Here is a 25,014-nt window from a genome sequence, read left to right on the forward strand (position 1 = left end):
TCGCATACGCGCCCACAGAGCGGGCAGGGTCGGGTGAGGGCGCACCACGGCAGGGCCCATCAAGGCCGAATCGGGCCCGAGCGGGGAGCAGTTCAATTCTTCCTGTCGCGTGACCGTGCGGCAACGAGCAATTCGGCGCGACCGACGGGAATCAGCGGGTATGTGGCTCATATCCCTGCCCGCTGGACGCCAGTTCACTCACGCGGAGCGACCGGAGGGCGCTCGGGAGGCCCGCGCGAGCCCCCGTGACCGCCCCACCACCCGGGAGCGGGCCGCCCCGCTCCCGGTTCACCCCGGCCCGTGCCCGGCGATCACGACTGGATGGCGAGGACCAGCGGAAACACCCCCTTCGCACCCGCTCTGACCAGCAGACGTGAGGCGACCGCGAGCGTCCAGCCGGTGTCCGCGTAGTCGTCGACCAGCAGCACCGGCCCCTCGGCCCGCGCGAGCGCCTCCTGCAACCCGGGCGGCACCGTGAACGCCTCGTGCAGGGCCCGGACCCGCTGGGCGCTGTTCGTCCGGGAGACATGCGCGTCCGCCGACTCCGGAACGTAGTCGAGCGATCCGAGCAGTGGCATACGGCCCACCTCCGCGATCCGCTCCCCGAGCGAGCCGACCAGCGCCGGCCGCGACCTGGACGCGACGGTGACGACACCGGCGGGCCGGGGCGGGGCGTCGGCCGCGCCCGAGGCCCAACCGCCGGGCCCTCTGGCCCAGTCGGACAGGACCGTGACCACGGCGCCGAGCATGTCGTCCGGCACCGGGCCGTCCGGCGCCTGGGGGGCGACCATCGGACGGAGCCGGTTGCCCCAGCCGATGTCCGACAGGCGACCGAGCGCCCGCCCTGGGAAGGACTGCTCGCCCTCCGGGATGCGGCCCTTGAGATTGATGCCCACCGCCGCCAGACCCGTCGGCCACATCTTCCGCGGCTCCAGGTCCACTCCCGGGCGGCCCAGTTCACCTCGCGCCGCGTCCAGTGCCGCGGCGGACACCTTGTCGCTGAACCGGGCCCCGGCGCAGTTGTCGCAGCGGCCGCAGGGCGCGGCCTCCTCGTCGTCCAGCCGCAGGCGCAGGAACTCCATCCGGCAGGCCGTCGTGCGCGCGTAGTCCCGCATGGCCTGCTGCTCGGCCTCGCGCTGCCGGGCCACCCACGCGTACCGCTCGGAGTCGTACACCCACGGCTGCCCGGTCGTCGTCCAGCCGCCCTTGACGCGGCGCACCGCACCGTCCACGTCGAGGACCTTGAGCATCGTCTCCAGGCGGGTGCGGCGCAGTTCCACGAGGGGTTCCAGCGCCGGGAGGGACAGCGGCCGGTCCGCCTGCGCCAGCACGTCCAGGGTGCGCCGGACCAGTTCCTCGGGCGGGAAGGCGACCGAGGCGAAGTACTTCCAGATCGCCTCGTCCTCCCTGCCCGGCAGCAGCAGCACCTCCGCGTGCTCCACACCACGGCCCGCACGGCCCACCTGCTGGTAGTAGGCGATGGGGGAGGAGGGAGAGCCCAGGTGGACCACGAATCCCAGGTCGGGTTTGTCGAAGCCCATGCCGAGCGCCGACGTGGCCACCAGTGCCTTCACGCGGTTGGCGATGAGATCGTCCTCCGCCTGCTGGCGGTCCGCGTTCTCCGTGCGGCCCGTGTAGGAGGCCACGGTGTGACCGCACTGGCGCAGATAGGCGGTCACCTCCTCGGCCGCGGCGACCGTGAGGGTGTAGATGATCCCGGACCCGGGCAGCTCGCCGAGGTGGTCGGCCAGCCAGGCGAGCCGGTGCGCCGCGTCCGGGAGTTGCAGCACGCCCAGGCTGAGACTCTCCCGGTCCAGGGGCCCGCGCAGCACAAGAGCGTCGGTGCCCGCTCCCGTGCCGAGCTGCTCCGCGACATCGGCCGTCACACGGGCGTTCGCCGTGGCCGTCGTGGCGAGCACCGGGACCCCGGCGGGCAGGTCCGCCAGCATGGTGCGCAGCCTGCGGTAGTCCGGTCGGAAGTCGTGGCCCCAGTCGGAGATGCAGTGGGCCTCGTCGACGACCAGCAGCCCGGTGGCGGCCGCCAGGCTGGGTAGGACCTGATCGCGGAAGTCGGGGTTGTTCAGGCGCTCGGGGGAGACGAGCAGCACATCGACCTCGCCGGCCGCGACCTCGGCCTGGACCGTCTCCCACTCCTCCGTGTTGGCGGAGTTGATGGTCCGGGCGCGGATCCCGGCCCGTGCCGCCGCCTCGACCTGGTTGCGCATCAGCGCGAGGAGGGGCGAGACGATGACCGTCGGGCCGCTGCCCTGCGCCCGGAGCAGCGAGGTCGCGACGAAGTACACGGCCGACTTGCCCCAGCCCGTGCGCTGGACGACCAGAGCCCGGCGTCTGTCGGCCACGAGCGCCTCGATCGCGCGCCACTGGTCCTCCCGGAGCCGGGCGGTGCCCGTGGGATCGGCCACGAGTCGGGCGAGGACGGAATCGGCGGCGGCTCGGAGCTCCGCGCGGTCTGCGTTGGTCATGCCCCCATGCAACCCGATGGGACCGACAGAGCGCGAACGAGGCCGCCGGCCTGTGGACAACTTGTCCACAGGGGGTCGCGGGCGGAGGAAAGCCGCGAGACGGTCATGCCATGAACAAGCACTATTCATCAGGTCCCCGGCTCACGGGAGACCGGCAGATCACCCTGCGCAGCCCGGCCGAACTGGCCGACGCGCTGCCCTACATGATGGGTTTCCACCCGAACGACTCGATCGTGCTCGTGACTCTCCACGGCGGTGAGGGCAGGTTCGGCGGGCGGCTCCGGATCGGCATCCCCCGGTCGCCCGACGAGTGGGAGCCCGTGGCGGACCAGGTCGCCGACTGTCTGATCCGCGGCAGCGAGCGCCGGGGCGCGCACCCCGACGGCATGGTCGTCTTCCTCTGCCGGGACCCGGCGGTGGGGGAGGGCGGAGACCAGGTCGTGGAGCGGCTCCGACCGCTGGCCCAGTATCTGCGCGTCGCCTGCGGCGCCCTGGACGTGCCGGTCTACGAGGCGCTGTGCATCTCTGGCGGCCGCTTCTGGTCGTACTGCTGCCCCGACGCCCGCTGCTGCCCGGCCGACGGGACGCCGCTTCCGCTGGGCGGCACCTCCGTGATGGCGGCGGCCGCGGCGTACGCGGGGCTTCAGGTCCGCGGCACGCAGAAGGAGATGGAGGCCCGGCTGGTCCCGGCGCACACACCCCGGGCCATGGCACAGGCCATCGAGCTGGACGCCGTGGGCGCGGCGCTCGTCGCCCGGGCAGTCGAGGAAGGGGGACGCAGGCAACTGGCCGCCGAGACCCTGGCACTGGCCCGCGACGCGCTGGAGCGGTTCGCGGCCGAACCCGGCGGCGGCACGGGGCCCGGGACGGACGCCGAGGACGACCGGCTCCTCACGGACCGGGAGGCCGCCGAGCTGATCATCGGCCTCCAGGACCGCCGGACCCGGGACCGGGCGGCCCAGTGGATGGAGGGGCGTGACGCGGGGCCCGCGCTGCGCCTGTGGCGTTCCCTGGCCCGGCGCTGTGTGGCCGTGCACCAGGGATACGCGGCGGCGCCGCTCACCCTGGCGGGATGGGTCTCCTGGTCGATGGGGGACGAGCCCTCGGCGCGTGTGGCCCTCGGCCTCGCCCTGCGGGCCGATCCCGACTACGTCTTCGCGCAACTCCTCCATCAGGCGTGCAACGAGGGGCTGGATCCGGAGACGCTCCGGCACTGTCTGCGCCAGGACCAGGACTGGCCCGCCGCGCCGCCGGGGCCGGGGGATTCGGTGGCTGCCGAGCCGGCCGAGCCGGCCGATTCCGAGCCCGCTGTCCCTCGATCGGGTGATGGAAATCCTGGGCCCGGCGGTGCGGGGCGGACGCATGCCGGTCCGCCCGACGAGGCGACCCGACCGGATCCGGAGGCGGGCCCGGCACCGGAGGAGGCGGCCGACGCCCCGGTACTGCCGAAGCGGGGTGTGCGCCGTGCCCGCCGTCGTCCCCGCCAGCCGGTCCGCACCGCCCGGGGCACGGGGCGGGAGAGCGCGTCCGCCTCGCGCCGCGCCACGGCGCCCGGCGGAGAGAGGAGCAGCGGTCGATGACGCGTCCAGGACGAGGCACCGCGCCCCGTGCGCCGCCCCCACGCGGACCGGGCCGGAATCCCGCACACCGGAGCCAGCCGGAAACCGTCGCCGCCCGTGAGGAAGGCTGTCTTTATCGTCAGGCAGACGACTATGATCGCCACATGTCTCCCTACGACCCGTCGGCCTTCCCTCCCTTCGCCGTCACCGTCGACCTGGTCGTGCTCACCGTGCGCCGTCACGCGCTCTGCGCGCTCGTCGTGCGCCGCGGGGAGCCGCCGTTCCAGGGCCGCTGGGCACTGCCCGGCGGTTTTGTGCGGGACGACGAGGACCTCGGCGCCGCCGCGGCACGCGAACTCGCCGAGGAGACCGGGCTCAGCGCGCACGACCCCGCGTCGCCCGCCCCCGGGAACGGTGCCCACCTGGAGCAGCTCGCCACCTACGGGGCTCCGGACCGGGACCCGCGGATGCGGGTCGTCAGCGTCGCCCACCTGGTGCTGGCGCCCGACCTGCCGGCCCCCCGGGCCGGCGGCGACGCCAACCTCGCGCGCTGGGCGCCCGTCGACGAACTGCTGGGACCGGAAGTAGAGGCCGCCAGGCAGGACGACGACCCCCCGGCGCCGCTCGCCTTCGACCACGCGCTGATCCTGTCGGACGGTGTCGAGCGTGCCCGGTCGAAGATCGAGTACTCCTCGCTGGCGACGGCCTTCTGCCCGCCGGAGTTCACCGTCGGGGAACTCCGCCGGGTCTACGAAGCCGTGTGGGGGGTGGCGCTCGACCCGCGCAACTTCCACCGCAAGGTGACCGGCACGCCGGGATTCCTCGTTCCGGCGGGCGGCACCACCACGCGCCAGGGCGGTCGCCCCGCCCAGTTGTTCCGTGCCGGCGGTGCGACGCTGCTCAATCCGCCGATGCTGCGCCCGGAGGTCTGAGCGTCCGGAGGACTGAGGTCCGCACCGCGCCGCCGTCCGGGACATCCGGCTCGGATCGGTGCCAACCGGGCGGGATTCGGTGCATAGATTGCCTGAAATGTCGCGTTATCTTGCTTCGGTACCCGTGCTGCCGCTGAGCGGTCTCACCTTCCGCGAAAGAGGCGAGAGAAGCGATGCTTCAGGCCGTCGGACTCACCAGTGCCGCCCGCAAGGACGGCCGATCCGCCGTCGACGACGTCTCGTTCGAGGCCCTGCCCGGCCAGGTGACCGCCGTCCTCGGAGGGCCGGGGGCGGGGAAGACCACCCTGGTGCGGCTCGTGGCGGGGCTCGACCGGGGCAGGGGGCTCGCGTACTTCCAGGGGACGCCCCTGCACCGCCTCGCCGAACCCGCGCGTGAGATCGGTCTGCTGCTGGGCGATGTGCAGGGCCACCCGGCCCGTACCGTGCGCGGCCATCTGCGGATGCTCGCCGCGGCGGTGGGCGTGCCGGCCTCCCGGGCCGACGAGCTGATCGACGCGTTCGGTCTGGGCAGCCTGCGCGACGAGCAGTTGGGTGTGCTGTCCCGGTCCATGGACCGCCGACTCGGCCTGGCCGCAGCCCTGTTGGGGGAGCCGCAGACGCTCCTTCTCGACGAGCCGTGCCACGGTCTCCCCGTGGCCGACGCCGGGTGGGTCCTCGGTCGTCTGCGTGCGCACGCGGAGGCCGGCGGCACGGTCCTGTGCACCACGAGGGACGCCAAGGAGGCCGCCCGCTTCGCCGATCACGTCGTCACCGTCGACGGCGGCCGCCTCGTCGCGGACCAGTCCGCCGCCGACTTCGCCCGCACCCGTCTGCGTCCGCGCGTGGTCGTCCGCACCCCGCACGCGGCCCGGCTCTCGGACGCGGTGCGCCGCGAGGCGCGGGCCGCCCGCCGCTCGGTGGAGGTCGTGACGGAGGGCGGCAGCCTGCTCTCGGTCTACGGCAGCAACTGCGCGGAGATCGGTGAAGCCGCGTTCCGCCACGGCGTCCTGGTGCACCGGCTCGCCGACGAGGTCGGCGACGCACCGCTCCTGCCGGGGGAACCGGGTGAGTCCGCGGGGCTCCGCGAATCCGGTGCGGATGCAGCCGGTGCCGGGCGCGTGCCCGGCACCCCTGCCGCGGCGGACGCCCCCGCCCTCGTGCCCCTGGCCGCGCGCCCGCCCGTTCCTGGCACCGCGCCCGTTCCTGGCACCGCGATCTCGCGCCCGCCCGTTGCCGGCAGCGCGGCCTCCCGCCCACCGGGACGCCAGGAACGGACCGCCGCGGCGCGCGATCCGCTTCCCGCGCTGGACCGCCGCCCCCGCAGCCCGCGGTGGCCGCTGCGCTACGAACTGCGCAGAATGTTCGGCGTCCGGACCGCCGTACTGGTCGCGGCCGCCGCCCTGGTCTCCTCGGTGGCGCTCTGCCTGCTCCTCGCCCGCACGACGGCCCCTTCGCAGACCGGCGTCCTCATCGCCTGGCCGGGCTTTCTGCCGCTGCCGCCGGCCGCGTTCGGCGCCGGGCTGCTCGGCGCGCTCTCGGCCGGTGAGGAGTTCCGTCGCCCGGCGCTGGCCGCCGTGCGGGGCGCGTCCCCCTGGCGCGCCCGGCTGCTGATCGCCAAGCTCGCGGTGACGTGCGCCGCCTCCCTGGTCCTGGCGGTGCTGTCGGTGGCCGTCGACGCGCAGGCGCTGCGCCTGCTCCACGGCACCGGATCGGAACTCGTCCCGGACAACTGGATTCTGATGAGCGTCAGTTGGACCGCGCTGTGCGTCGGCTGCGCCTGGGCGGGCTTGCTGGCCGCGGCCGTGTTCAGGGTCACGGCGGCCGGGGTGGCGGCCGTCCTCTCCGTGCCGGTGCTGGTCGCGCCGCTCGTCGAATACGCCCTGCTGGGCCCGGCGGTTCGCTCGGTCACCGGCCTGCCGGACCGCCTCCGTTCGCTCACCGGCCTCGAACTGCCAGGAGAGGCAGGCCGCTGGCCCGAGGTGGCCCTCCATCTGCTCGCCCAACCCGTGGGCGCGGCCCTGGCGTTGTCGCTGTCCGTCCTCGTCTGCGCCTGCCTGATCACGATGATGCGCCGCCGCGCTCTGTGGTGACCGAGCCGGACCGAGCCAGACCGAGCAAGATCGAGCCGGATCGTGGAGGACCGATCCTGCTCTCCCTCGTCACCCTCGGTAAAAACTGCCCGATTCCTTACGATAAGGCGTCAATTGGGTAGCGGGTACCGATCACCCTTTCGTGTGCTTTTCACCAAAGACCTCAAGGGGCCCGGAAACGAGGCCGACAAAGGATGCGTGAGTACCCTTGCGCACACCATGATGACCGCCGCCCGCACCGCCGAGAGCGGCCTCGCCGGACCGGGCGAACTCGACCGATACCCCTACGCCGAATCACCGGGCGACCGGGTCGCCCCCTCCGCCTGGCAGGGCGGGGACGCGGAGTTGGGCCGCGCGGCCCGCCGCACCGCGGGCAGCCGCGGCCGCGGACTGCACGGCCAACTCGTCCAGCAGCTTGGCCAGATGATCGTCTCCGGCGACCTCGGCGCCGACCGGCCGCTCGTCCCCGAGGAGATCGGCCAGCGTTTCGAGGTCTCGCGCACCGTCGTGCGGGAGTCGCTGCGCGTGCTGGAGGCCAAGGGGCTGGTCAGCGCCCGCCCCAATGTCGGGACCCGGGTCCGGCCGGTCAGTGACTGGAATCTCCTCGACCCCGACATCATCGAATGGCGCGCCTTCGGCCCGCAGCGCGAGGACCAGCGCCGCGAGCTGAACGAACTGCGGTGGACCATCGAGCCCCTCGCCGCCCGCCTCGCCGCCGGCCACGCCCGTGAGGACGTGCAGCAGCGGATCGGCGACATGGTCGAGATCATGGGCCACGCCCTCGCCCAAGGCGACGCCCTCACCTATTCGCGGGCCGACGCCGAATTCCACTCGCTGCTGATCCAGCTCGCGGGCAACCGGATGCTGGAGCACCTCTCCGGCATCGTCTCGGCCGCGCTCCAGGTGTCCGGAGGCCCCGTCACCGGCTGTGACCGCCCGACCGAGGCGTCCGTGGCGCACCACGCCCGTATCGCCGACGCGATCGCGGGCGGCGACCAGCACGGCGCCGAGGCCGCGATGCGCCAGCTGCTCACCGTTCACCCGGACGTGGACCGGGTGGTCCCCGCGCCCCGCGAGCACTGACCGGCCGGGGGCCTCCGCAGGCCGTCCACAGGCCGCCCGGGGCCTTCCGCAGGCCGGCGGCAGACCGTCCGCAGAACACCTGTGGACCGGCCGAGGAGCGGCCGGGGACCGTCTGTGGACCACCCGGGGACCGGCCCGTGGATCGCGCGACGTGTCGTCTGGTGTACGCAGGGTGTGTCGCCGGATTCGGATCGGATCCGGCGACACACTCTGCGACGTATGAGCCATTCTTCATGTTTCATGGCTTTTATCGTGTGACTCGGGCCACGCGGATTGGGCGTAACGCTCCTCGAAGCAGTGCGATGACCTAAGAGGTGACAGCCGAGGAGGGAATACAGCCGCCGCATCCGGCGCTGTGCTGAGCTCCACGGTCCAGCCCACGCCACCGGTGCATCCGCCGCCCGGTGGTCGTCGGCTCCGGTCCGGTCACGGACGGGGCCGGAAGCCGTTTCCATCGTTCCGAGAGGTTGTTCGTGTCGGCCAGCACATCCCGTACGCTCCCGCCGGAGATCGCCGAGTCCGAGTCTGTGATGGCGCTCATCGAGCGGGGAAAGGCTGATGGGCAGATCGCCGGCGATGACGTGCGTCGGGCCTTCGAGGCTGACCAGATTCCGCCAACCCAGTGGAAGAATGTTCTGCGCAGCCTCAATCAGATCCTCGAGGAAGAGGGTGTGACGCTGATGGTCAGTGCAGCGGAGTCGCCGAAGCGCGCCCGCAAGAGCGTCGCAGCGAAGAGCCCGGCCAAGCGCACCGCCACCAGGACGGTCGCCGCCAAGACGACCCCGGCGAAGACCGTCGCCGCCACGGCGGCGCCTGCCGCCGAGACCGTGGAGGCAGCCGCCGAGGAGCCCGCGGCCGCCGCCCCCGCGAAGAAGGCCGCCGCCAAGAAGACGACGGCGAAGAAGGCCGCCGCCAAGAAGACGGTGGCCAAGAAGACCGCCGCCAAGAAGACCGCGGGCAAGAAGGACGCGGACGAGCCGGCCGAGGGCGAGGAGCTGCTCGACGAGGCCCAGCCCGGCGCCAAGGGCGACGAGGAGGAGACCGAGGGCGAGAGTAAGGGCTTCGTCCTCTCCGACGACGACGAGGACGACGCGCCCGCGCAGCAGGTCGCCGTCGCCGGTGCCACCGCCGACCCGGTCAAGGACTACCTGAAGCAGATCGGCAAGGTCCCGCTGCTCAACGCCGAGCAGGAGGTCGAGCTCGCCAAGCGCATCGAGGCGGGCCTCTTCGCCGAGGACAAGCTCGCCGGCGCCGACAAGCTCGCCCCCAAGCTCAAGCGCGAGCTGGAGATCATCGCCGAGGACGGCCGCCGGGCCAAGAACCACCTGCTGGAGGCCAACCTCCGCCTGGTGGTCTCGCTGGCCAAGCGCTACACCGGCCGCGGCATGCTCTTCCTGGACCTGATCCAGGAGGGCAACCTCGGTCTGATCCGCGCGGTCGAGAAGTTCGACTACACCAAGGGCTACAAGTTCTCCACGTACGCCACCTGGTGGATCCGGCAGGCCATCACCCGCGCCATGGCCGACCAGGCCCGCACCATCCGTATCCCGGTGCACATGGTCGAGGTCATCAACAAGCTCGCCCGTGTGCAGCGGCAGATGCTCCAGGACCTGGGCCGCGAGCCCACCCCGGAGGAGCTGGCCAAGGAACTCGACATGACCCCCGAGAAGGTCATCGAGGTCCAGAAGTACGGCCGCGAGCCCATCTCGCTGCACACGCCGCTCGGCGAGGACGGCGACAGCGAGTTCGGTGACCTCATCGAGGACTCCGAGGCGGTCGTCCCGGCCGACGCGGTCAGCTTCACGCTCCTCCAGGAGCAGCTCCACTCGGTGCTGGACACCCTGTCCGAGCGTGAGGCGGGCGTGGTCTCCATGCGCTTCGGCCTCACGGACGGCCAGCCGAAGACGCTGGACGAGATCGGCAAGGTCTACGGCGTGACGCGCGAGCGCATCCGCCAGATCGAGTCCAAGACGATGTCCAAGCTGCGCCACCCGTCGCGCTCCCAGGTCCTGCGCGACTACCTGGACTGAGCCGTCCCGGACCGGCTGTTCCGCCCCGCGCGGAGACGGCCGACGCACCGGACGAGTGCCCGGAACCCGGCAGGGTTCCGGGCACTCGCTCGTTCCGGGGCCACTGAGGCAGCGGCGGGGAGCGCGGGTGCGGGCCCGCCCGCCACCCCCGACTCTGGGTGAACACGATTCACGCAGAGTCAGGAGTACGCATGCGTCGTCCTACTGCCCGAGGCCCGGCCGCGAGGTCGGCCCTGATCGCCACCGCGATCGCGTCATCGCTGGCGCTGCCTCCGTCCGCCGCCGCCGACAGTGTGGTGATCGGCGGCCACGAGGTGAACGTCGAAGGCAGCCCGTGGGTCGTGGCCCTGTCCAGCCGTGACCGGTTCGGAGCAACGCGCGCCGGCCAGTTCTGCGGCGGGGTGGTCGTCGCTCCGGCGAAGGTGATGACCGCGGCCCACTGCCTCAGCCCCGCCGTCCTCGGCAAGGACGTCGCGGCCGTACCGGACCTGCGCGTCATCGCCGGACGGTCGGCGCTGAAGGGCGACGGCGGAGAGGAGGTCGGCGTCCGTTCCGCATGGGTCTCTCCCGCGTACGACCCGGAGACGAGCGGCTCCGATCTGGCGCTGCTGACCCTCGACGAGGAACTGCCCGCCTCCCGGGTGATCCCCGTCGCGCGGGAGAACGACCCCGCCGAGGAACCCGGCACCAAGGCCACGGTCTACGGCTGGGGCGACACCACGGGCCGCGGTGACTACGCCGCGACGCTCCGTGCCGCGCCCGTCTCCGTGCTGCCGGACGCCACCTGCGCGCGGGCGTACCCCGGAGGCCGGGGCGGGCGGTACGACCCTGCCACGATGCTCTGCGCGGGTGATCCGCGAGGTGGCCACGACGCCTGCCAGGGGGACAGCGGCGGACCGCTGGTGGCCGGGGGACGCCTGGTGGGGCTGGTCTCCTGGGGCAGCGGCTGCGGACGCGCGGACGGCCCCGGCGTCTACACCCGGGTCTCCGCCGTGGCCCCGGCCCTGGACGGAGCCGCCGACGACAGCGGGACGATCGGGAGCCTGCCCCTGACCTCCTGGCCCACGACCTCACAGGAGCCCCCCGACGGGCCGGGCGCGGCCTCCGTCCACGGCGGCGGAGAAAAGCCGTCGACGGCGGGGCAGGGCCCCACGGAGGGCGGCGCGGCCTCTCTCGGCCTCGGCGAGCGCGCGGCGGACGGTGAACGCGCGGCGAGCCAGGACGGGGCCGGAGACCGGCCCGGGAGCCGGTGACCCCTGGCCGCTCCCGGCTCGGGAGGGCAGGGCTCAGGGAAGGTGACGGTACGAGAACGGGCGGCTGCTCCTGATTCCAGGGGCAGCCGCCCGTCGGCCGGTCCTGGACCGGCCCTTGGCTCGTCGGTTTCCGTGAGGCGTCAGCGGTCCTCGTCGCCCACGGTCGTGGGAACGACCGTGAGGCGGTCCGTCTCGTCCTGTATCTCAGCGGCGATCTTCTTGAGTTCCGGCTCGAACTTGCGCCCGTGGTGGGCGCAGAAGAGCAGTTCGCCGCCGCTGATCAGCACGACGCGCAGGTAGGCCTGGGCGCCGCAGCGGTCGCAGCGGTCAGCGGCCGTCAGCGGGCTCGCGGGGGTCAGAACAGTAGTCACGTCGCCTCTTCTCTAGCTCGACGAGCTGTCGTACCAGGGTCAACATCCAACCAGCCCGAAAACGTTCCCGCTCGTGGCTTTTCCTCGAAAAGTTTTCCCGAGGTGGCTGTCTGCTGCCGGTTGGCGGCGAAGGAACCGTATTGCTTCGCTCTACGGATTTCGCGGTTGCATGTCTCGTTCGGTCCTCCCGGCTGGGTTGCCGGTTGTTGATGAGGACGTGCCCGGAGCCTAAATGGTTCATGCCTCGAAGGGAACGTGATGTGCACGTCACCCCATCGAGGGATCGAACACGCATGCGAGCGTGGACTAGCATGGCGCATCATGTGGGTGGCGTTACATCGGCTCTACCAGGCCTCGGTACGCTCTGTGCGGCGACCGACGCCCGGGCCTTTACCCCACTTGGCCACATCTGAAATTCAGCGAGGAGCGAACCGCGTGACCGCCGAAACGTCCGTGCCGTCCACTGCGCTGCTGACAGCAGACCGTGACGGCTCCAACTACACCGCGCGGCATCTGCTCGTCCTGGAAGGCCTTGAGGCGGTCCGCAAGCGGCCGGGTATGTACATCGGGTCGACCGACAGCCGTGGCCTGATGCACTGCCTCTGGGAGATCATCGACAACTCGGTCGACGAGGCCCTCGGCGGGCACTGCGACCACATCGAGGTCATCCTCCACGAGGACGGCTCCGTCGAGGTCCGCGACAACGGGCGCGGCATCCCGGTGGACGTCGAGCCCAAGACCGGCCTCTCGGGCGTCGAGGTCGTCATGACCAAGCTGCACGCCGGCGGCAAGTTCGGCGGCGGCTCGTACGCCGCCTCCGGCGGTCTGCACGGCGTCGGCGCCTCCGTGGTCAACGCCCTCTCCGCCCGGCTCGACGTCGAGGTGGACCGCGGCTCGGCCACCCACATGATCAGCTTCCGCCGCGGTGTGCCCGGGATCTTCACCGAGTCCGGGCCGGACGCCCCCTTCGACCCGTCGGGCGGGCTGCTCAAGGGCAAGCGCGTCCCCAAGAACCGCACCGGCACCCGGGTGCGGTACTGGGCGGACCGCCAGATCTTCCTCAAGGACGCCAGGCTCTCCCTGGACACCCTCCACCAGCGGGCGCGCCAGACGGCCTTCCTCGTCCCCGGCCTCACCATCGTGGTCCGTGACGAGCGCGGAGCGGCCGGCGGGGACGGCGAGGGCAAGAGCGTCGAGACCTTCCGCTTCGACGGCGGCATCAGCGAGTTCTGCGAGTACCTCGCCCAGGACAAGGCCGTCTGCGACGTGCTGCGCCTGACCGGCCAGGGCACCTTCAAGGAGACCGTGCCGGTCCTCGACGACCGCGGCCACATGACGCCGACCGAGGTCACCCGGGAACTCGGGGTCGACATCGCGCTGCGCTGGGGCACGGGCTACGACAGCACGGTCAAGTCCTTCGTGAACATCATCGCCACCCCCAAGGGCGGCACCCATGTCACCGGATTCGAACGCTCCGTGACCAGGACGGTGAACGAGGTCCTCCGCTCCGCCAAGCTGCTGCGCGTCGCCGAGGACGACATCGTCAAGGACGACGCCCTGGAGGGCCTCACCGCCGTCGTGACCGTGCGGCTGGCGGAGCCCCAGTTCGAGGGCCAGACCAAGGAGGTCCTCGGCACCTCGGCGGCCAACCGCATCGTCGCCAATGTGGTCGCCAAGGAGCTCAAGGCCTTCCTGACCTCGACCAAGCGGGACGCCAAGGCCCAGGCCCGTGCCGTCCTGGAGAAGGCCGTCGCCGCGGCGCGCACCCGGATCGCCGCCCGCCAGCACAAGGAGGCGCAGCGGCGGAAGACCGCCCTGGAGTCCTCCTCCCTCCCGGCCAAGCTCGCGGACTGCCGCAGCGACGACGTGGACCGCAGCGAGCTGTTCATCGTCGAGGGCGACTCCGCCCTGGGCACCGCCAAGCTGGCGCGCAACAGCGAGTTCCAGGCGTTGCTGCCGATCCGCGGCAAGATCCTCAACGTCCAGAAGTCGTCCGTCTCCGACATGCTGAAGAACGCCGAGTGCGGGGCGATCATCCAGGTCATAGGAGCCGGTTCGGGCCGGACCTTCGACATTGACGCCGCCCGGTACGGCAAGGTCATCATGATGACCGACGCCGATGTCGACGGCTCTCACATCCGCACCCTGCTGCTCACCCTCTTCCAGCGCTACATGCGGCCGATGGTCGAGGCGGGCCGGGTCTTCGCCGCCGTGCCGCCGCTGCACCGGATCGAGCTGATCCAGCCCAAGAAGGGCCAGGACAAGTACGTCTACACCTACTCGGACAACGAGCTCCGCCAGACCCTGCTGGAGTTCCAGCGCAAGGGAATCCGCTTCAAGGACTCCATCCAGCGCTACAAGGGCCTGGGCGAGATGGACGCGGACCAGCTGGCCGAGACGACCATGGACCCGCGCCACCGCACGCTGCGCCGGATCAACATCGGCGACCTGGAGGCCTCCGAGCAGGTCTTCGACCTCCTGATGGGCAACGAGGTCGCGCCGCGCAAGGAGTTCATCACCACCTCGGCGGCCACCCTGGACCGTTCGCGCATCGACGCGTGACCTCCACTGCGGCGGGGGCGGGCGGGGACCGTTCGACGGGTCCCTGCCCGCCCCCGCCGCAGTGGTGTGCGGCTCGTGCGTGGTTCCCGCCCTGGATCACCTGATGGGGTGAAGAGGAGTGGGAGAAGAGTCCGGGATCTTCCCGCTCTGTCCATCCTTGTTCCTGCGGACCGAAACGGTTCGCTGACAAGGAGAGTTGAGCGTGGAGAAACAGGAAGGGCGGGATGCCGCCGCGGCGCCGATCGAGGATCCCTGGTACGACGCCCTCGCGGGCGGCTGGGACGACCCCGACGCCGTGGAGGACGAGGGGCCCGCCGCCCGGTCGTCCGTCCCGGGGCAGCGGTCCGGCGCCGGGCAGGGGCACGAGTCCGGCCCCAGCGCTGCCGAGATCTATCTGCAGGTGCAGCGCAGCCCCGCCTTCCAGGAAGTACGCAGCCGCTACCGGCGGTTCGTCGTGCCGGCCACGCTCGGATTCCTCCTCTGGTACCTGGCCTATGTGGTGGCCGCCGTCTCCGCGCCCGTCCTGATGGCCACCCCGGTCACGGGCCCGCTGAACGTCGCGATGGTCGCCGGCCTGGCCCAGTTCCTCACCACCTTCGTGCTGACCTGGGCCTATGCCCGCCACGCACGGCTCAGGCGGGACCGGGTCGCCCTCGATCTGCGATGGGACACACAGGAGATGACCCGCGGGGCGGAGCGTTGAACGGCGACCACCAAGCCCTCGCGCTCGTCCTGTTCAGCGCCTTCATCGCCGTCACGCTCGGCATCACGACCTGGGTGAGCCGCAACAGGCGTGGCTCGGCCGAGGAGTTCTACGCCGGGGGACGGCTGTTCTCCCCGATGGAGAACGGATTCGCCATCGCCGGCGACTACATGTCGGCAGCCTCCTTCCTCGGGATCTCCGGCCTCATCGCGCTCTTCGGGTACGACGGGATGCTCTACTCGGTCGGCTTCCTGGTGGCCTGGCTCGTGGTGCTCTTCCTCGTCGCCGAACTGGTCCGCAACTGCGGCCGGTTCACCCTGGCCGATGTGGTGGCCTCGCGGATGCGCGAGCGAAAAGTCCGTATCGCGTCGGGAACTTCCTCGGTGGTCGTGTCCGTTCTCTACCTGGTTGCGCAGATGGTGGGGGCCGGGTCCCTCGTCGCGCTTCTGCTGGGCGGTACGAGCGAGGCGGCGCGCTCGTGGACCGTCGTCGGCGTGGGTGCCCTGATGGTGATCTATGTGTCGATGGGAGGGATGCGAGCGACCACCTGGATCCAGATCGTGAAGGCCGTGCTGCTGATGGCCGGCGCGGTGACGATGACCGTGCTCGTGCTGCTGCGCTTCGGCGGGGACGTCGGCGGGTTGCTGTCCACCGCCGCCGAACGCAGCGGTCACGGCGAGGACTTCCTCGCACCGGGCCTGCGTTACGGCGGGGACTGGACGTCCCGGCTGGACTTCATCAGCCTCGGCGTGGCGCTGGTGCTGGGCACGGCGGGACTGCCGCACATCCTGTCGCGCTTCTACACGGTGCCGACGGCCCGGGCTGCCCGGCGCTCGGTCGTCTGGTCCATCGGCCTGATCGGCAGCTTCTATCTCATGACGATCGTGCTCGGCTTCGGCGCCGCCGCCGTGGTCGGCACCGACCGGGTCCGCGAGTCCAACGCGGCGGGGAACACCGCCGTACCGCTGCTGGCACTCGACCTCGGAGGCGGGGCGGGTTCCACGGGGGGCACGGTCCTGTTCGCGGTGGTCGCCGCCATCGCGTTCGCGACCATCCTCGCGGTCGTCGCCGGTATCACGCTGGCCTCGTCGGTCTCCGTCGCCCACGACCTGTACGCCTCCCTGCGCCGCCGCCCGGCGCAGGGAGGCGCACGGAAGGAGGGCGGCGGGGAGCGGCGGGAGTACAGCGAAGTCGCGGTCGCCCGGCTGGCCGCGGCCGGTATCGGCGCGGTGGCGATCGGCCTGGGCCTGCTCGCCCAGGACCTGAACGTGGCCTTCCTGGTGGGCCTGGCGTTCGCGGTCGCCGCCTCCGCGAACCTCCCGGTCCTGCTGTACTCGCTGTTCTGGCGCGGCTTCACCACCCGTGGGGCGGTGTGGTCGGTGTACGGCGGGCTGGTGCCGGCGGTGGCGCTGGTCGTGCTGTCGCCGGTCGTGTCGGGGAGCGAGCAGTCGCTCTTCCCGGGGCTGGACTTCCAGCTCTTCCCACTGGAGAACCCGGGGCTGGTGTCGATCCCGCTCGGCTTCCTCGCGGGCTGGATCGGCACGGTCACCTCCTCCGAGCCGCCGGACGAAGCCCGGCACGCGGAGACGGAGGTCCGTGCGCTGACGGGCGCGGGCGCGGTCTGACGCGGGCGCCTGGCGGGGGCGGCGTGGCTCGCCGCGCCCGTCAAGGTGGCCCCGGCCGGCTTGGGCCTGCCCTGGTGCGCCCCTGCTCCAGGGGGCCTTGCCGGGGGAGGGGTCAGGCCGGCCTGGTCCAGGCGTAGCGGTGTTCCGGGCGGCCGGTCTCGCCGTAACGGAGGGTCAGGCGGACGCGGCCGGCCTTCTCCAGGAGCTTGAGGTACCGCTGGGCGGTCTGGCGGCTGACCCCGGCCCGGTCGGCGATCTCCTGCGTGGACAGGGGCCCGTCGGCCGTGAGCAGCACCTGGCGCACCACACCGGCCGTGGTCGGCGAATGGCCCTTCGGCAGCTCCGGAGCCACCGAGCCGGCCGCCAGGGCGCCGAAGATCCGGTCCACTTCGGCCTGTTCGGCCTCGCCGCCGCCGTCCAGGGTGCGTCGCAGGGCCGCGTACGCCTCCAGCTTGGCGCGCAGTCCGGCGAAGGTGAACGGCTTGACCAGGTACTGGAGTGCGCCGTGGCGCATCGCCGCCTGGACGGTGGCCACGTCCCGGGCCGCCGTCACCATGATCACGTCCGTCTCCCGGTCGAGGCGGCGCAGCTCCGCGACGACCGTGAGGCCGTTGGCGTCGGGGAGGTAGTGGTCGAGCAGGATCAGGTCCACGGGTGCGGCGTGGATGCGGTCCAGAGCCTCGGCGGCCGAGTGCGCCCGGGCGACCACACGGAAACCGGGCACCTTGGCGACGTAGGCCGCGTTGATCTCCGCGACGCGGGTGTCGTCGTCCACGACGAGTACGCCGATGGTCACGGCTGGGCCGCCTCCCTCGGGGTGGGCCCGGCGGTGGGCGCCCCGCTGGTGGGGGTGTCTTCCCCGGGCCCGGTGCCGGCGGCTGGTGCGCCTGCCGTGGGGGCGTCGGACGGCGTGCCGGTCGGGGCGTCCGTCGGGGTGTCGGAGAGGGCCTCCGGGAGGACGACGACGAACTCGGCGCCGCCGGTCGCGGAGTCGTGGACCCGCGCGCTGCCGCCCTGGCGCTCGGCGAGGCGGCGGACCAGCGCCAGGCCCAGGCCGCGTCTGCCGTGCACGGGCGGCTCCTTCGTGGACCAGCCCTCCGTGAAGATCAGTTCCCGCCGGTCGGCCGGCACACCGGGCCCGCTGTCCGCGATACGGAGCAGGGCGGTGCGGCCCTCGGCCCGGAGGTCGACCTCGACCGAGGCGTCCGGGGTACCCGCGGCGGCGTCGAGCGCGTTGTCGACCAGGTTCCCCACCACGGTGACCAGCCCCTGAGGGTCCACCAGCCGGTCCGGGAGCAGGGCGGACGGGGCCATGCGGAGCGAGACGCCCCGCTCGGCCGCGACCGTCGCCTTGCCCACCAGCAGCGCGGCGAGCAGCGGATCGTGGACCCGCTCGGTGACCTGCTCCGCGGTCGCCCGGTGCACGCCCACCACCTCGGTCACGTACTCCATCGCGTCCTCGTGCATCTCCAGTTCCAGGAGTCCCAGCAGGGTGTGCATACGGTTGGCGTGCTCGTGGTCCTGGGCGCGCAGGGCGTCGATCAGCCCGCGGGTGGAGTCCAGCTCGCGGCCGAGCCGCTCCAGCTCGGTCCGGTCCCTGAGGGTGACGACGGCCCCGCCGTCGTCCGTGGGCATCCGGTTGGCGACGAGCACCCGGTTCCCGCGGACGGTCAGCAGGTCCTTGCCGGTCACCCGGCCCGCCAGGACCTCGGTGGTCCGCCCGTCGCCGAGTACCTCGTCCAGGGTCTGTCCGGTGACGTCCGGGCCCACGGACAGCAGGCGCTGGGCCTCGTCGTTCAGCAGCCTGATCCGTCCGGTGCCGTCGAGGGCGACGAACCCTTCGCGGATGCCGTGCAGCATGGCCTCCCGTTCCGCCAGCAGCGCGGAGATATCGGAGAAGGCCAGGTCGTGGGTCTGCCGCTGGAGTCTGCGGGAGATCAGATAGGCGGCGAGCGCCCCCACCGCCAGCGCGCCGCCCGCGTAGGCGAGGAGGCCCGGGATTGCCGCGAGGAGCCGCGCCCGGACGCTGTCGTACTCGATGCCGACCGAGACGGCACCCATGATGCGCCCCTCGTCGTCCCGGAGCGGCACCTTGCCGCGGGCGGACCGGCCGAGGGTGCCGTCGTCGATCTCCATCACCTCGCGTCCGGCGAGTGCGTCGCTGGGATCGGTGGAGACGATCCGCCCGATCTCCGTCACCGAGGTGTGCGACCAGCGCACCCCGCTGGTGTCCATGACGACGATGTACTCCGCGCCGGTCGCGGCCCGGATGCGTTCGGCCTCGCGCTGCACGACCCCCTCGGCGTCCGGCCGGGAGGCGGTCAGTTCACCGGCCAGCTCGGGGGAGGCCGTGGTCTGCGCGATCGCGAGGGCGCGGCGCATGGCCTGGTCGTCGAGCTGGTCGCTCAGCGGGGCCAGGAACAGCCCGGTGACCAGCGCCGTGACACCGGTGGCGACGGCGAGCTGCATCAGCAGGACCTGGGCGAAGACCCGCTGCGGCCAGCCGAACCGCCGGCGCCGGGCGGGAGCGGTCGGTGCGGGACACATGCGGTGAACGGTAGACGGGACCGCCTGCTTTCCGAAACTTCCCCGGCCCCAGCCGTCGGCCACGCAAACCGCTTGCGCGGATTTCTCTCGCCTTGCGTTCCTGTCGCAAGGTGAGAGAAAGCCGCTGGTGCGGGCGGACGCAGGGTCTCCGGCCACCTGAGGGCAGGCGGGAGCGGCGCGCCGCGACCATAGACGGGTCGCCAATTCTCTGCAACTCTCTCGCTGCTGAACGCAAAAGACAGAACTCATTGCCGCATAAAGGCAGTTGACCCCCCAGTGGCAGAGCCGCGCCCGTACTGCGGTGCAGACGGGCCCAGAGATCCCAGAGATCGGGGACAGATGAGAACCCAACGCTGGAGATGGCGGGGCCTCTCCGCCGTGATCGCGACCAGCCTCCTGCTGCTCGGCTGGCCGGCGCTGAACGCCGCCGCGGCCGGCGGCCCGAACATCGCCGCGGGCCGCCCCGCGAGCGCCAGCAGCTCCCACGCCGAGTACGCGGCCGCCCAGGTCACCGACGGCGACCAGGGCTCCTACTGGCAGAGCGCCGGGAGTGCTCTGCCGCAGTGGGTGCAGACCGATCTCGGCGCCACCGCCCGCGTCGACGAGGTGGTACTGAAGCTCCCCGCCGGCTGGGAGAGCCGCAGCCAGACCCTGTCCGTCCAGGGCAGCGCCGACGGCACCGCCTTCACCACGCTCAAGGCGTCCGCCGCGTACTCCTTCACCCCGGGCTCGGCCAACACCGTCTGGGTGACCTTCCCGGCGACCCAGACCCGTTTCGTGCGGGTCCACATCACCGCGAACACCGGCTGGGCCGCCGCCCAGCTCTCCGAGCTGGAGGTGCACGCCGCCGGTGACTCCTCCGTGAACCTCGCCCGCGGCCGGACCTTCACCGCCGGCAGCCACACCGAGGTCTACACCGCGGGCAACGCCGGCGACGGCAACCGGGCCAGCTACTGGGAGAGCCGCAACAACGCCCTCCCGCAGTGGATCCAGACCGACCTGGGCTCCGCCGTCCGCGTCGACCGGGTGGTGCTGCGCCTCCCCGACGGCTGGGGCGCCCGGAGCCAGACCCTGAAGATCCAGGGCAGCACCAACGGCACCGACTTCACCGATCTGACCGCCTCCCGCGCCCACCGCTTCGACGCGGCGAACGGGCAGTCCGCCACCATCACCTTTGACGCGGCCACCACGCGGTATGTGCGCGTCCTGGTCACCGCCAACACCGTGCAGCCCGCCGCCCAGGTCTCCGAACTGGAGGTCTACGGCCCGGAGACCGGGGACACCCAGGCTCCGACCGCGCCCACCGACCTGGCCCTCACCGAGCCCGCGACCGGTCGGATCCGGCTCACCTGGACCGCGTCCACCGACAACACCGGCGTGACCGGCTACGACGTGTACGCCGACAACACCCTGCTCACCACCGTGGCCGGGAACGTCACCACCGTCACCGACAACCGCCCGGCGAACGCCACCGTCTCCTACTTCGTGCGCGCCCGGGACGCGGCCGGCAACCAGTCCGCGAACAGCAAGACGGTCACCCGGCGCGGCGACACCGGGGACACCCAGGCCCCGAGCGCCCCCGCGAACCTCGCCTTCACCGAGCCCGCGACCGGTCAGATCCGGCTCACCTGGACCGCGTCCACCGACAACACCGGCGTGACCGGCTACGACGTGTACGCCGACAACACCCTGCGCAAGAGCCTCGGCGGCGAGGCGACCAGCTGGACCGACAACCAGCCCGCCGGAACCACCGTGACCTACTACGTGCGCGCCAAGGACGCGGCCGGCAACCAGTCCGCCGACAGCAACTCCGTCACCCGCAACGGCTCCACCGGCACCGCCTCCAACCTGGCCGTGGGCAAGCCGATCACCGCCTCGTCCGTGATCCACACCTTCGTCGCCGAGAACGCCAACGACAACAGCCTTACCACCTACTGGGAGGGCGCCGCCGGCAGCTACCCGAACACCCTCACCGTCGAGCTCGGCGCCAACGCCGACCTCAGCAGCCTCGCCCTCAAGCTCAACCCGGACAGCGGCTGGGGCGCCCGCACCCAGAACATCGCCGTGCTCGGGCGCGAGCAGAACGCCTCCGGCTTCACCACCCTCGTCGCCGCGAGGGACTACGCCTTCAGTCCCGCGAGCGGCAACACCGTGACCGTGCCCGTGGACGCCCGGGTGGCCGATGTGCAGCTGCGCTTCACCTCCAACACCGGGGCAACGGCCGGGCAGCTCGCGGAGTTCCAGATCCTGGGCACCCCCGCCCCCAACCCCGACCTGGAGGTCACCGGGCTGACCGTCTCGCCCGCCTCCCCTGTCGAGTCGGACGAGATCACCGTCTCCGCGACCGTCCGCAACAGCGGCCCGGCCGCGGCCCCCGCCAGCGCCCTCGCCGTGCGCCTCGGCGGCACCAAGGCCGCCGCCGCGCAGGTCGGCGCCCTCGCGGCCGGCGCCTCCACCACCGTCAGCGCCTCCCTCGGGCAGCGCCCGGAGGGCAGTTACCAGCTCAGCGCGGTCGCCGACGAGGCGGGCGCGGTCGTCGAGCAGAACGAGTCCAACAACACCTACACCAGCCCCACCCCGCTGGTGGTCAAGCCGGTGGCCGGCTCCGACCTGGTCGCCGCCGCGGTGACCACCTCGCCCTCCTCGCCCGCCGCGGGCGACACGGTCACCTTCTCCGTCGCCCTGAGGAACCAGGGCACCGAGGCATCGGCGGGTGGCGGCCACGGCATCACCCTGACCCTGACCGACGACAAGGGCGCCACGGTGCGCACCCTGACCGGCACCCACACCGGCGTCATCGCCGCGGGCGCCACCACCCCGGCCGTGGACCTCGGCACCTGGACGGCGGCCAACGGCTCGTACACGCTGAAGGCGGTCATCGCCCCGGACGCCAACGAGCCGCCGGTCAAGCGGGAGAACAACACCACCAGCCGGCCCCTGTTCGTCGGGCGCGGCGCGAACATGCCGTACGACATGTACGAGGCCGAGGACGGCACGGCGGGCGGCGGAGCCCGGGTCGTCGGCCCCAACCGGACCGTCGGCGACATCGCGGGCGAGGCCTCCGGCCGCCGGGCCGTGACCCTGGAGAACACCGGCAACTACGTCGAGTTCACCACCCGGGCTAGCACCAACACCCTGGTCACCCGCTTCTCCATCCCGGACGCGCCGGGCGGCGGCGGTATCGACGCCACCCTGAACGTCTACGTCGACGGCACCTTCCGCAAGGCCCTCGATCTGACCTCCAAGTACGCCTGGCTGTACGGAGCCGAGGCGTCCCCGGGCAACTCCCCGAGCGCGGGCGCCCCGCGGCACATCTACGACGAGGCGCATCTGATGCTCGGCGAGACCGTCCCCGCGGGCTCGCGTATCCGGCTCCAGAAGGACGCGGCCAACACCTCCCGGTACGCGATCGACTTCATCAACCTGGAGCAGGTCGCCCCCGTCGCCAACCCCGACCCCGCGGCGTACGCGGTGCCGGCCGGCTTCAGCCACCAGGACGTCCAGAACGCCCTGGACCGGGTGCGGATGGACTCGACGGGCGCACTGACCGGTGTCTACCTGCCGCCGGGCGACTACCAGACGTCGAGCAAGTTCCAGGTGTACGGCAAGGCCGTGAAGGTGGTCGGCGCCGGGCCCTGGTACACGAAGTTCCGGGCGCCCGCCGCGCAGGACAACACCGACATCGGCTTCCGGGCCGACGCGAGCGCCAAGGGCTCCTCCTTCGCGGACTTCGCCTACTTCGGCAACTACACCTCGCGGATCGACGGGCCGGGCAAGGTCTTCGACTTCGCGAACGTGTCGGACATCGTCATCGACAACATCTGGAACGAGCACATGGTGTGCCTCTACTGGGGCGCCAACACCGACCGGGTGACGATCAGGAACTCCCGGATCCGCAACATGTTCGCCGACGGGGTCAATATGACCAACGGATCGACGGACAACCTGGTCGCCAACAACGACGCCCGGGCCACCGGGGACGACAGCTTCGCCCTCTTCTCCGCGATCGACGCGGGCGGCGCGGACATGAAGAACAACCTCTACGAGAACCTGACCTCCACGCTGACCTGGCGGGCGGCGGGCATCGCCGTCTACGGCGGCTACAACAACACCTTCCGCAACATCCATATCGCGGACACCCTGGTCTACTCCGGCATCACCATCAGCTCGCTGGACTTCGGCTACCCGATGAACGGCTTCGGGACCGAGCCGACCACGGTCGAGAACGTGTCGATCGTCCGGGCCGGCGGCCACTTCTGGGGCTCGCAGACCTTCCCCGGCATCTGGCTGTTCTCGGCGTCCAAGGTGTTCCAGGGGATCCGGGTGAACAACGTGGACATCGTGGACCCGACGTACAGCGGGATCATGTTCCAGACCAACTACGTGGGAGGGCAGCCGCAGTTCCCGATCAAGGACACCGTGCTGACCGACATCTCGATCACCGGGGCGCGCAAGAGCGGTGACGCGTTCGACCACAAGTCGGGCTTCGGTCTGTGGGCGAACGAGCTGCCCGAGGCGGGCCAGGGTCCGGCGGTCGGTGAGGTGACCTTCAACGGGCTGAGGTTCGGCGACAACGCCGTGGACGTACGGAACACGACGTCCACCTTCACGATCGATATCAATCCGTAGCAACGGACGGACGCGAAGGGCCGGACTGGCGCAAGCCGCTTGCAGGGTTTGCGCTAGTCTTGCGTTCATGACGCGACGACTTGCCCAGGTGGCCAAGAAGGTAGGAGTCAGCGAGGCCACGGTCAGCCGGGTGCTCAACGGCAAGCCCGGGGTCTCCGAGGCCACCCGGCAGTCCGTGCTGACGGCCCTGGACGTCCTCGGGTACGAGCGGCCGACCCAGCTGCGCGGGGAGCGGGCGCGGCTCGTCGGCCTGGTCCTCCCCGAGCTCCAGAACCCGATCTTCCCGGCCTTCGCCGAGGTCATCGGCGGGGCCCTGGCCCAGCAGGGCCTCACTCCCGTGCTCTGCACCCAGACCAAGGGCGGCGTCTCCGAGGCGGACTACGTGGAGCTGCTGCTCCAGCAGCAGGTCTCCGGCGTGGTCTTCGCGGGCGGGCTCTTCGCCCAGGCCGACGCGCCGCACGAGCACTACCGGCTGCTGGCCGAGCGCCGGATCCCCGTGGTGCTCATCAACGCGCCCATCGAGAACCTCGACTTCCCCTGCATCTCCTGCGACGACGCGGTGGCCGTGGAGCAGGCGTGGCGCCATCTGGCCTCGCTCGGCCACGAGCGCATCGGCGTGGTGCTGGGGCCGGGCGACCACATCCCCTCGCGGCGCAAGCTCGCGGCGGCGCGGGCGGCCGCGACGGCGGCGGGCGGGGAACTGCCCGACGAGCACGTCGAGCGCTCCATGTTCTCCCTGGAAGGCGGCCAGGCGGCGACCTCGCGCCTGCTGGACCGCGGGGTCACCGGCATCATCTGCGCCAGCGACCCGCTCGCCCTCGGGGCCGTGCGGGCGGCCCGCCGGCGCGGGCTCGGGGTGCCCTCCGAGGTCTCGGTGGTGGGCTTCGACGACTCCGCGTTCATGAACTGCACGGAGCCGCCGCTGACCACCGTGCGCCAGCCCATCGAGGCGATGGGCCGGGCGGCGGTCGAGCTGCTGTGCGCGCAGATCCAGGGCGGCGAAGTGCCGCCGGGGGAGCTGCTCTTCGAGCCCGAGCTGGTGGTGCGCGGCTCGACGGCGCAGGCCCCGCGCCGCCCCGGCCCCGCCTGAATCGCGCCACCGCGCCGCCCCGGACCGGCCTGACCTGACCGTTTCCGGCCCGGACCC

At 72.0% G+C, this 25,014-nt stretch carries 14 protein-coding genes and 1 pseudogene; 11 read left to right on the forward strand and 4 right to left on the reverse strand.

The features are described 5' to 3' along the window. Nucleotides 1–311: 311 nt before the first annotated feature. On the reverse strand, nt 312–2,483 hold the full coding sequence (locus ABZ457_RS16810) for a RecQ family ATP-dependent DNA helicase (protein WP_359158317.1): 2,172 nt from the start codon (nt 2,481–2,483) through the stop codon (nt 312–314). Nucleotides 2,484–2,593: 110 nt separating this feature from the next. Here ABZ457_RS16810 and ABZ457_RS16815 point away from each other — a divergent pair, with 110 nt between their 5' ends. From ABZ457_RS16815 to ABZ457_RS16840, 6 genes and pseudogenes are all read left to right on the forward strand, one after another. Then, nucleotides 2,594–4,063, forward strand: a complete 1,470-nt coding sequence (locus ABZ457_RS16815; RefSeq protein ID WP_359158318.1) for a DUF4192 domain-containing protein — start codon at nt 2,594–2,596, stop codon at nt 4,061–4,063. Nucleotides 4,064–4,206: 143 nt separating this feature from the next. After that, nucleotides 4,207–4,974, forward strand: coding sequence for an NUDIX domain-containing protein (locus tag ABZ457_RS16820; RefSeq protein WP_359158319.1), 768 nt, complete (start codon nt 4,207–4,209; stop codon nt 4,972–4,974). 173 nt (nt 4,975–5,147) lie between these two features. Beyond that, on the forward strand, nt 5,148–7,064 hold the full coding sequence (locus ABZ457_RS16825; RefSeq protein WP_359158320.1) for an ATP-binding cassette domain-containing protein: 1,917 nt from the start codon (nt 5,148–5,150) through the stop codon (nt 7,062–7,064). 144 nt (nt 7,065–7,208) lie between these two features. Beyond that, on the forward strand, nt 7,209–8,147 hold the full coding sequence (locus tag ABZ457_RS16830) for a FadR/GntR family transcriptional regulator (RefSeq protein ID WP_359158321.1): 939 nt from the start codon (nt 7,209–7,211) through the stop codon (nt 8,145–8,147). 473 nt (nt 8,148–8,620) lie between these two features. Continuing rightward, nucleotides 8,621–10,177 carry an RNA polymerase sigma factor gene (locus ABZ457_RS16835; protein ID WP_359158322.1) on the forward strand — a complete coding sequence of 519 codons (1,557 nt, stop codon included), beginning with the start codon at nt 8,621–8,623 and terminating at the stop codon, nt 10,175–10,177. 191 nt (nt 10,178–10,368) lie between these two features. Continuing rightward, nucleotides 10,369–11,169, forward strand: a pseudogene (locus tag ABZ457_RS16840) (serine protease); the annotation flags it as partial. 401 nt (nt 11,170–11,570) lie between these two features. Here ABZ457_RS16840 and ABZ457_RS16845 read toward each other — a convergent pair. After that, nucleotides 11,571–11,801, reverse strand: coding sequence for a hypothetical protein (locus ABZ457_RS16845; protein ID WP_359158323.1), 231 nt, complete (start codon nt 11,799–11,801; stop codon nt 11,571–11,573). Between the two features lie 435 nt (nt 11,802–12,236). Here ABZ457_RS16845 and ABZ457_RS16850 point away from each other — a divergent pair, with 435 nt between their 5' ends. The 3 genes from ABZ457_RS16850 to ABZ457_RS16860 all read left to right on the forward strand — a co-directional run bounded on the left by ABZ457_RS16850 (nt 12,237) and on the right by ABZ457_RS16860 (nt 16,691). Further along, nucleotides 12,237–14,363 (forward strand): DNA topoisomerase IV subunit B, encoded by a 2,127-nt coding sequence (locus ABZ457_RS16850; protein ID WP_359158324.1) that lies wholly within the window; start codon nt 12,237–12,239, stop codon nt 14,361–14,363. Between the two features lie 202 nt (nt 14,364–14,565). Next, nucleotides 14,566–15,066, forward strand: a complete 501-nt coding sequence (locus ABZ457_RS16855) for a DUF485 domain-containing protein (RefSeq protein ID WP_359158325.1) — start codon at nt 14,566–14,568, stop codon at nt 15,064–15,066. Continuing rightward, nucleotides 15,063–16,691, forward strand: coding sequence for a cation acetate symporter (locus ABZ457_RS16860; RefSeq protein ID WP_359158326.1), 1,629 nt, complete (start codon nt 15,063–15,065; stop codon nt 16,689–16,691). The genes ABZ457_RS16855 and ABZ457_RS16860 overlap by 4 nt, the downstream gene beginning before the upstream one ends. Nucleotides 16,692–16,803: 112 nt before the next feature. On the opposite strand, the gene ABZ457_RS16865 is transcribed toward ABZ457_RS16860, so the two are convergent. Next, complete coding sequence (locus ABZ457_RS16865; RefSeq protein WP_359158327.1) at nt 16,804–17,487, reverse strand: response regulator; 684 nt, start codon at nt 17,485–17,487, stop codon at nt 16,804–16,806. Beyond that, nucleotides 17,484–19,238: a sensor histidine kinase gene (locus tag ABZ457_RS16870; RefSeq protein ID WP_359158328.1), complete on the reverse strand. Its 1,755-nt coding sequence runs from the start codon at nt 19,236–19,238 to the stop codon at nt 17,484–17,486. The genes ABZ457_RS16865 and ABZ457_RS16870 overlap by 4 nt, the downstream gene beginning before the upstream one ends. A 339-nt stretch (nt 19,239–19,577) precedes the next feature. On the opposite strand from ABZ457_RS16870, the gene ABZ457_RS16875 reads away from it, so the two are divergent. Further along, a complete protein-coding gene (locus tag ABZ457_RS16875) occupies nt 19,578–23,867 on the forward strand; it encodes a discoidin domain-containing protein (protein WP_359158329.1) in 4,290 nt (1,429 codons plus the stop codon). 67 nt (nt 23,868–23,934) lie between these two features. Beyond that, nucleotides 23,935–24,957: a LacI family DNA-binding transcriptional regulator gene (locus ABZ457_RS16880; protein WP_359158330.1), complete on the forward strand. Its 1,023-nt coding sequence runs from the start codon at nt 23,935–23,937 to the stop codon at nt 24,955–24,957. The last annotated feature ends 57 nt before the right edge of the window (nt 24,958–25,014 follow it).

It is taken from the genome of Streptomyces sp. NPDC005805 (assembly GCF_040630445.1).
GTDB lineage: Bacteria > Actinomycetota > Actinomycetes > Streptomycetales > Streptomycetaceae > Streptomyces.